This window comes from Streptomyces sp. SID5910 (assembly GCF_009862125.1).
In the GTDB taxonomy this organism is placed as follows: domain Bacteria; phylum Actinomycetota; class Actinomycetes; order Streptomycetales; family Streptomycetaceae; genus Streptomyces.
Window position 1 is genome coordinate 1 of record NZ_WWHX01000828.1, and the last position, 8202, is coordinate 8202.

Genomic DNA, 8202 nt, shown 5'->3' on the forward strand with positions numbered 1-8202 from the left:
AGCGTCAGGACCGCCAGCGCGCCGCCGCCGGGCGGGTTCGCGAACTCCAGCCGCGCCCCGAGCACCTCCGCCTGGCCCAGCGCGATCGTCAGCCCGAGCCCGTGCCCCTTCGCGCCGCCCTCGGTGCGGAACCGCTGCGGCCCGTGCGCGAGGAGGTACTCCGGATAGCCGTCCCCGTGGTCCCGCACGGTGATCACCGGCCCGTCCACGGTGAGCACCACCGGCGCCCGCCCGTGCCGGTCGGCGTTGGCGACGAGGTTGCCGAGCACCCGCTCCAGGCGCCGCCGGTCGGTCTCCACCCGCGCGTCCCGCACGACGTCCACCCGCGCGTCGGTGCCGGAGCCCCGCACGACCCGCCGGGCCAGCGCGCCCAGCTCCTCCGGCTCCGTCTCCAGGCGTTCCCGCCCGGTGTCCAGCCGGGAGATCTCCAGCAGGTCCTCGGTGAGCGTGCGCAGCGCGGCCACCCGGTCCCGCACCAGCTCGGTGGGCCGGCCCGGCGGCAGCAGCTCGGCCGCCGCGTGCAGCCCGGTCAGCGGGGTGCGCAGCTCGTGCGCCACGTCCGCGGTGAACCGCTGCTCGGCGAGCAGCTTGCCCTGGAGCGACGCCGCCATGGAGTCCAGCGCGGCGGCGACCGAGGCCACCTCGTCCTGCGGGCGCGTCGGATCCTTCGTCCGGGGATCGCCCACCCGCGCGTCGAGGTCGCCGGCGGTGATCCGCCGCGCCACCCGGGCCGTGGTGTGCAGCCGGCGCGTCACCCGGGTCACGGCGAACGCGCCCATCACCAGCGTCGCGCCGATCGCCAGCCCCGACGACCACACGATCGCCCGGTCCAGGCCGTCGATGGTGCGCTCGCCCTGGGAGTGGTCGACCTGCACGGCGAGGACCCGGCCGCCGTCGGCGGGGCCCGCCGCCCACATCGTGGGGCGCCCGTCGTGCTCGGCGACCATCGTCCCGCGCCGGCCGGCCGCGGCCAGCTCCCGCAGCGACCGCGGCAGCCCCGGCGGATCGACGCCCGCGCCCCGGCGCAGCGGGTCCCCGGCCTCGTACGCCGCCGTCGCGTCCCGCAGCCGGGCCAGGGCGGTGTCCCGGGCCTGCCCCACGGTCTGGTCGGTCACCGAGACGTGCACCAGGACGCCGAGCAGGGCGGCGAGCGCGCAGCACATCACGGTGATGAAGACGGCGGCCTTCAGGGCGAGCGGCCCGGCCCAGCGCGGCAGGACGGCCCTCACCGGGCGCTCGCCGAGGGGGACGCCGACGGGGAGGGGGAGGGGGACGGAGACGGGCGCTTGACGCCCGGGGTGTCGCCGGTGCGCAGCATCTCGTCGTGGGTGAGGAGCATCGCCTCCTGGTCGGGGTCCCACGTCCACTGGAGGCGGTACTCGTAGCCCGCCACCTCCGACGGCGACCGGACGACCACCGACCGCCCGGCCAGCTCGACCGCGCTCACGGCGTCCTCGTAGGACATGATCCGCACGAGCCGGCCCTTCTCCACGCCGTAGACGCGCACGGCCGTCATCTTCTCCGGCAGCAGTCGGAAGCCCAGCGTCAGTTCGGGGCGCCCGTCGCCGGTGAGGTCGCGGTAGTACGGACGCAGGACGGGGCAGCGGGCGCTCTCGCCGGGCGTCCCGCAGTCGGTCATGCGGCGGGCCGTCTCGCGGTACGGCGCCTTGTCGCCCGCGTAGTCGTCGGGGTGCGCGGCGATCTCCGCCCGTACGACGGCCACCGGGTCCGCGCGGCGGATGTCGCCGCCCGGCACCGCGACGCCCTCGACGGCCTCGTGGTCCACCTCGCCGATGTCGTACGCCGGGGACGACGCCGGCGTCAGGTCCGGCCACAGGCGGGCGGGACTGACCGCGGTGGGCGTGGCACCCGCCCCGCGGAGCCCGCCCGTGTCGCCGCAGCCCGCCACCGTCACCGAGGCCGCCGCGGTCGCCAGCAGCAGCGCACAGGCGGCGGGGACACGGGCCGTGCGCCCACGGCGGCTGGGGAGCACGGCACTCCTGGAGTTCGGTGACCGCCGGGCCGGCGATCGTCGGTGGCCCCGCACCTCGTTCGTACGGGAGTCCATTTTGCCTGCCCGCCCGCCGGCCGGGCTACTCGGCCAGCTCCTCCAGCAGCCGGGCGGTCACCAGACCGGCCCGCAGGTACTCCTCGAACAGCTCGTTGTGCAGCGCCCACGGCGAGCGGCGGGCCCGGATCAGCCGCATCGCCTCGTCGGCGTCGCGACCCCGGTGCATCAGGACCTGCGCGACCACGAGCCCGGAGCGGTTGTACCCGTGGTAGCAGCGGACGAGGACCCTGCGGCCCTCGTCCAGCGCCTCGCCCGCGGCCTGCGCCAGCCGGATCACTCCCGCGAGCTGCGTCCCGTCCAGCGGTCCGTCGGGAATCGGCCACACCTGGTGCTCGACGCCCGGGTGCGGGCCGTGACCGGGCAGCCTGAGCAGGGTCTGCACGAGGTCGAATTCGTCCCGCACCACGGCGGACTCCAGCACCCCGCCCGGCCGCCTGAACTGATGCCCGCCCATCCACAGGCCGGGCACGATCTCGTCCCACGGCCTCGCCGGGGCCGGTACGTCGGATCCCTTGCCACGGGTACGCAACGCGCCTCCCCATCCCGCCCGAGGACCTGCACCGCTCCGGTTCAACGGTAGCCCGGTCTTGCCCCGGGAGCACCCTCCTGGTCCCATGGTCGTGGGGTGATGGTGCATGAGCGGACTGCGCGTCATACCGACCCGGCTGCACGGCCGGGAGCGGCTCTACGTCTGCCGCGCGGACGGCGGGAACCTCGCCTGGTACGACCGTGAGGCGGCCCGGGTCAGCCTGCTGAGCGCCGAGCGCGAGGACGAGGTGCTGGACGCCCTCGGGCCCTTCCTCACCGGCGCCGTCACCGTCGGCCCGCCCCCGGTCCCCACGCCGGCCGAGCGGGCCCGGCTCTCCCTCCACCCCGACGACGACCTCGCCCCGAACCGGCCCGGCGAGGCCCTTCTCGTCGCCCTGGACCGCGAGCCCGGCCCCGGGCACCGGCTGCGCCCCGACCCGCGCCGCCGGGAGCTGGCGGCCGAGCAGCTGACCGGGCAGGCCCTCGACCGGCTCGACGGCGCCGGATGGCACACCCTGCACTCGGTCCCGCTGCCCGGCGGCGACCGCATCCACCACCTGGTGATCGGGCCCGGCGGTCTCTTCGCCGTTCATGTGCTGCCCGCCCGCCGACAGCGGGTCCGGGTGGCCGACCCGCTGGTCACGCTGGGCCGCCGCGCGCCGTGGCCCCTGCTGGACCGGGTCCGCGCCGACGCCGACCGCGCCCGTCACGCCCTGACCGCCGAGGTCCGCCCCGTCCTGGTCCTCGCCGGCCCGGCGGACGTGCGGGTCACGGTCCCGCCCCGCGAGGTCCGCGTCCTCACGGCGGACGACCTGCCGGCCCTGACCCGCCCGGGCGGCGTGCTCAAACCGGCGGACGTGGAGGCCCTGCACGCGATGGCCCGCGACCGCACGGCGTGGACCCGGGTCTGACGATCCGGGCGGGGGCCGGGGTCGGGGTCGCGCGCCCGGCGTCGGGCCAGGGCGGGCCCCTCAGGGCAGCCGCGCCGCCCGTCGGCGGTCGAACAGGGGGGCCAGCAGGTCGCCGTGGTCCTCAAGTCGTGGTGCGAGGTCCTCCGCGCGGAACACCAGCCGCTCCGCCCGCCGGCACCCGGCCACCTCCTCCCACGTCACCGGCGTGGAGACGGCCGGTTCGGCGCGGGCCCGCATCGTGTACGGCGCGGCGGTCGTCTTGCGCGCGGCGTTCTGGCTCCAGTCCACGAACACCTTCCCCGGCCGCAGACTGCGCGTCATCCGGTGCACCACCAGTTGCGGCAGGGCCCGCTCCGCCTCCACGGCCAGCCCCTTCGCGTACTCCGACACCCGCTCCGACGACGCCCCGCGCACCCCGGCCAGCAGGTGCAACCCCTTGGCGCCGGACGTCTTGGCGTACGCCTCGACCCCGTCCGCCGCCAGCCGGTCCCGCAGCCACAGCGCGACCTCGCAGCACTGGACCACCGTCGCGGGCGGCCCGGGGTCGAGGTCGAACACCAGCCGGTCGGCCTCGCCGGGATCGTCCGCCGTCCACTGGTGCGTGTGGAACTCCGTCACCAGGTTCGCCGCCCACATCAGGCTCGCCAGGTCCTGCACCAGCACCATCCGGGCCGGCCCCTCCGACCGGGGCACCTCGGCCGTGGTGACCCACTCGGGCGTACCCGGCGGCACGTTCTTGGTGAAGAACAGCTGGCCGTCCGGTCCGTCCGGATAGCGCAGGAAGGACACCGGACGGTCCCGCAGGTGCGGCAGCAGCACCTCGGCGGTCGTCGCGTAGTAGTGCAGCAACTCGCCCTTGGTGAGGCCGGTCGCCGGATACAGCACCTTCTCCAGGTTGCTGAGGGCCACCCGCCGCCCCTCCACCTCCGTGATAGGCGCCATACGATGAGAATCTCACGAAACACGGACAAACCGCCCAGCGTGGCAAGCGATCGGAAGGGTGCTGCACGTGAGATCCATCTGGAACGGCGCCATCTCCTTCGGCCTGGTCAGCATCCCGATCAAGCTGGTCAACGCGACCGAGAGCCACGCGATCTCCTTCCGCCAGATCCACACCGAGGACGGCGGCCGGATCCGCTACCGCAAGGTCTGCGAACTGGAGGACCGCGAGGTCACCTCAGGCGAGATCGGCAAGGCGTACGAGGACGCGGACGGCTCGATGATCCCGATCACCGAGGACGACCTGTCCCACCTGCCGATCCCGACCGCCCGGACGATCGAGATCGTGGCCTTCGTGCCCGAGGAGCGCATCGACCCGCTCCAAATGGACGCCGCCTACTACCTCGCGGCATCCGGGGCGCCCGCCGCGAAGCCGTACACCCTGCTGCGCGAGGCGCTCAAGCGCAGCAACCGGGTCGCCATCGCCAAGTACGCGCTGCGCGGCCGGGAACGCCTGGGCATGCTGCGGGTCGTCGGCGACGCCATCGCGATGCACGGCCTGCTGTGGCCGGACGAGGTGCGCGCCCCCGAGGGAGTCGCCCCGGACACGGACGTCACCGTCCGCGACCAGGAGCTGGACCTCGCGGACGCCCTGATGGACACGCTCGGCGAGATCGACCTGGACGACCTGCACGACGAGTACCGCGAGGCCCTGGAGGAGGTCATCGCCGCGAAGGCGGCCGGCGAGGCGCCCCCGGAGAACCCGGAGCCGGCCCGGTCCGGCAAGGTGCTCGACCTCATGGCCGCCCTGGAGAACAGCGTGCGGGCGGCGCGCGAGTCCCGGGGCGAGGAGGGGGAGGAGGCCGAGGTCAGGACGCTGCCCAAGAAGGCGGCGCCCCGCACGCCGAAGGAGACCGGCGGCAAGAAGTCCACGTCGACGGCGGCGAGGAAGGCGGCGGCGAAGAAGACGGCCGCCTCCCCGAAGAAGTCGACGGCCGACCGGGCCGGGAAGAAGACGGCGGCCAAGACCACGGCGAAGAAGACGACGGCCAAGAACACCGCCGCGAAGAGCACCGCCGAGAAGGGCACCGCGAAGAAGACGGCGTCCCGCAGACGCAGCGCCTGACCTCGCGCCCCGCGCGTGGTCAGGGGGCCGCCGGTGACGGCGTAGGTGTCGGTGAGGCCGTGTTCACCTTCAGGTCGGGGCGCGGCTTGAGCACCAGGACCTGCTCCCCGGGCTGGGGCGGCGGCGGGGTGACCCGATCCTTCGGGAGCTTCGCCGGGCCGGTCTGCTGGAAGGTGACCTGGTCGTACTCGACCAGTCCGGTCTTCTCCAGCACCGTGATGTGGTCCAGCACGGTGTCGTTGGCCAGGTCGGCCAGCTGCCGCACGAGCGTGTTCTTGGTGCTGGCCCGGATCTTGGCGATGGCCGGGAAGATCTGGCCGTGGGTCACGCGCATGATGTTGACCGCCGTGGAGTCGAACTCCCCGCCGCTCTTGGCGTCGACGGTCGCCACGAAGCCCTGCTGCTGCGGGGAGGCCTTGTTGGGCAGGGTGATGCCCAGCTCGGGCGCGATCTCGCGGCACATCGCGTCGAGGCCGGCGTGCCCGACGACCAGGTGCTCGCCGGCCGTTCTCATCGCCTCGGTCGTGCCGCGCCGCATGGCCATCTCGCCCAGCGGGTACTCCCACAGCCCGGCGGCCCGGACCTTGACGACGAAGTCGCGGTCGGCCTCGGTGAGCGGTCCGTACTTCGTGCTCGCGACGACCCGGTTCTGGTCGCCGTCGGGTTTGTCCAGACCGAGCACGGCCGGGAAGGCCAGCGCGGTGAGGGTCAGGGTCATCGCACCCAGCAGGACGACGACGCCGATCCTGCCGCGGGTCAGCCGCATGTTGCCTCCAGGGCGACGCGTGGGACTCGTACGCCAGGAGGTACGCAAACGGCGGGCGGATCGATCACCGTTCCGGCACAAAACTTGGACCGGCGCCGTGCCCGTCCCGCTCAGCCGACGTCCGCCCCGTAGACCCGGTCGACGGTGATCGTGACCAGCACCCGGCGGTCGGACACCATGACCGCCCGGTACTCGTCCCAGTCCGGGTGCTCCCCGGCGGCCGCCCGGTAGTACGCCACGAGCGCCTCGATCTCGGGGCCGTGCGGGTCGGTGCCCGGTCCGGTCAGGGTCGCCGTCCCCTCGGCGGTGGCCCAGGACCTGCCGTCGGGGGCGGTCACCTCCAGCGTGGCCCGCGGGTCCCGGCGCAGGTTGGCCGTCTTGGCCAGGCCCTCGCGGGTCGAGACGCGGATGACGCCGGCCTCGGGGTCGTAGGACGGCATGACGGGGGAGAGCTGCGGGCGGCCGTCCGCCTTGATCGTCGCGAGCACGCCGAGCCGGCTCTCCGCCAGCAGGGCGCGCGGGTCGAAGGAGGATGAGGTGGTCATGGCACGATCATCGCCCGCCCCCCGTCCCGTGAAACGCCCGCTCCCGCGGGTCGGCACGTGCGTCGGGGCCGACCCGCGGAATGCGGTCGGCCCCGGCGCAGTACGGGCGGTGGTCCGGCGTCAGCCGGCGGTGGTGCGGTCCCAGGTGTAGAAGCGACGCGCCATCGCGTCCTTGGGCCCGCGCCAGGTCGCCGGGTCGTACGCCGACACGTACGGCTCCAGCCGCTCGCTGACCTGGCGGAACTCCGGGTGCCCGGTCAGCCTGCCGATGGCGGGGGCCGGGTCCTCGTCGCTCTCGATGAGGTGCAGGTACACACCGTCGCCGAACTCGAAGAGACTGCGCCGGTTGACGCCCACCAGATGGGGCAGCTCGCCGCGGTCGGACTCGGCGAACACCTTCGCGATGTCCGGTGCCGCGCCCGGTGCCATCCGGGCGACGATCAGGGTGTGGTGCATGGGGAGGTGCCCTTCGTCGGTGCCAGTCGGCTCGGCGGTGTCACTCGGCGAGCGCCGCGGTGGTCCGCCGCTCGCCCGCGGCCTGCTCGATCCGGTCCCGGATGAGCGCCATCTGCGTACGGGAGTTGCGGTTGATGTTGTCCGTCATCCCGGCGTCGTCGACGGGCGCCTCCGGCTTCATCGCGAAGTCCTGGACCCAGCGCATCCGGGTCCCCTCCGCCGTCTCCGTGTACTCCCAGACGATGTTCATGTACTGGAAGGGCCCCGTCTCCACCCGGTGGGCGCGCACGGTGCGGGTCACCGGGTCGGCGACGCGCTCGGAGACCCAGCTCCACACCCGCCCCTCCTCGTCCGGGTGCATGGTGAGCCGGAACGTGACCCGGTCGCCGTCACGCTCCAGGACGTCCACGGAGGCGTACTCGCTGAACAGCCGGGGCCAGTTCTCGATGTCGTTGGTCATGTCCCAGACCAGCGGCATCGGCGCGGCGATGGTGATCTCGTTGTCGGTGTGCCCTGCCATGTCACACTCCCGTCTTCAGTGCGCCGTTGACCAGCGCGAGGAAATCCGCGGGCGTCTTGCAGCGCTCGGCCTGCTCCGGCAGGCCCAGCCCGTACCGCTTCTCCAGCTCGGCCACGATGCCCAGCAGGCCGAGGGAGTCCAGGCCGAACGTGTCGAAACCGGCGTCGGCCTGCTGCTGGAGGGTGACCGGGTCGACGTGCACACCGGCGGTGCGCTTCATGAGCGCCGACAGTTCCTCGACGGTCACCTGGTAGTCCACTTGGTCGGTCATGCGGAGGTGCTCCTTCACTCGGATCGGCGCGCGCCGGGAGGGCGCCCGCCCGGGATGGTGATGGCTCGG

At 74.0% G+C, this 8202-nt stretch carries 11 protein-coding genes; 2 read left to right on the forward strand and 9 right to left on the reverse strand.

The genetic code is table 11. The features are described from left to right. The 3 genes from GTW67_RS29125 to GTW67_RS29135 form a co-directional block, all read right to left on the reverse strand. The coding region (locus GTW67_RS29125; RefSeq protein WP_161167739.1) for an ATP-binding protein at positions 1-1229 on the reverse strand (1229 nt) is incomplete at its 3' end. Then, entirely contained in the window at positions 1226-1993 is a 768-nt protein-coding gene (locus GTW67_RS29130; protein WP_161167740.1) for a hypothetical protein, read from the reverse strand. The genes GTW67_RS29125 and GTW67_RS29130, both read right to left, overlap by 4 nt. A 100-nt stretch (positions 1994-2093) precedes the next feature. Next, on the reverse strand, positions 2094-2600 hold the full coding sequence (locus tag GTW67_RS29135; protein WP_161167741.1) for a protein-tyrosine phosphatase family protein: 507 nt from the start codon (positions 2598-2600) through the stop codon (positions 2094-2096). A 106-nt stretch (positions 2601-2706) separates the two neighbouring features. On the opposite strand from GTW67_RS29135, the gene GTW67_RS29140 reads away from it, so the two are divergent. After that, positions 2707-3510: a nuclease-related domain-containing protein gene (locus tag GTW67_RS29140; RefSeq protein ID WP_161167742.1), complete on the forward strand. Its 804-nt coding sequence runs from the start codon at positions 2707-2709 to the stop codon at positions 3508-3510. 60 nt (positions 3511-3570) lie between these two features. Here GTW67_RS29140 and ligD read toward each other — a convergent pair whose 3' ends face one another. Continuing rightward, positions 3571-4452 (reverse strand): non-homologous end-joining DNA ligase, encoded by an 882-nt coding sequence (ligD, locus tag GTW67_RS29145; protein ID WP_161167743.1) that lies wholly within the window; start codon positions 4450-4452, stop codon positions 3571-3573. A 67-nt stretch (positions 4453-4519) separates the two neighbouring features. Between ligD and ku the strand changes: the two genes are divergently transcribed. Next, on the forward strand, positions 4520-5575 hold the full coding sequence (ku, locus tag GTW67_RS29150; RefSeq protein WP_161167744.1) for a non-homologous end joining protein Ku: 1056 nt from the start codon (positions 4520-4522) through the stop codon (positions 5573-5575). 19 nt (positions 5576-5594) lie between these two features. Here the strand turns inward: ku and GTW67_RS29155 are convergent, their stop codons facing one another. The 5 genes from GTW67_RS29155 to GTW67_RS29175 form a co-directional block, all read right to left on the reverse strand. Beyond that, positions 5595-6341 (reverse strand): DUF4142 domain-containing protein, encoded by a 747-nt coding sequence (locus GTW67_RS29155; RefSeq protein WP_161167745.1) that lies wholly within the window; start codon positions 6339-6341, stop codon positions 5595-5597. Positions 6342-6451: 110 nt separating this feature from the next. Beyond that, positions 6452-6886 carry a PPOX class F420-dependent oxidoreductase gene (locus tag GTW67_RS29160; RefSeq protein ID WP_161167746.1) on the reverse strand — a complete coding sequence of 145 codons (435 nt, stop codon included), beginning with the start codon at positions 6884-6886 and terminating at the stop codon, positions 6452-6454. Between the two features lie 120 nt (positions 6887-7006). Further along, complete coding sequence (locus tag GTW67_RS29165) at positions 7007-7342, reverse strand: TcmI family type II polyketide cyclase (RefSeq protein WP_161167747.1); 336 nt, start codon at positions 7340-7342, stop codon at positions 7007-7009. A gap of 40 nt (positions 7343-7382) precedes the next feature. Continuing rightward, positions 7383-7862 (reverse strand): SRPBCC family protein, encoded by a 480-nt coding sequence (locus tag GTW67_RS29170; protein WP_161167748.1) that lies wholly within the window; start codon positions 7860-7862, stop codon positions 7383-7385. A gap of 1 nt (position 7863) precedes the next feature. Next, positions 7864-8133, reverse strand: coding sequence for an acyl carrier protein (locus GTW67_RS29175; RefSeq protein ID WP_161167749.1), 270 nt, complete (start codon positions 8131-8133; stop codon positions 7864-7866). Positions 8134-8202: the final 69 nt, after the last annotated feature.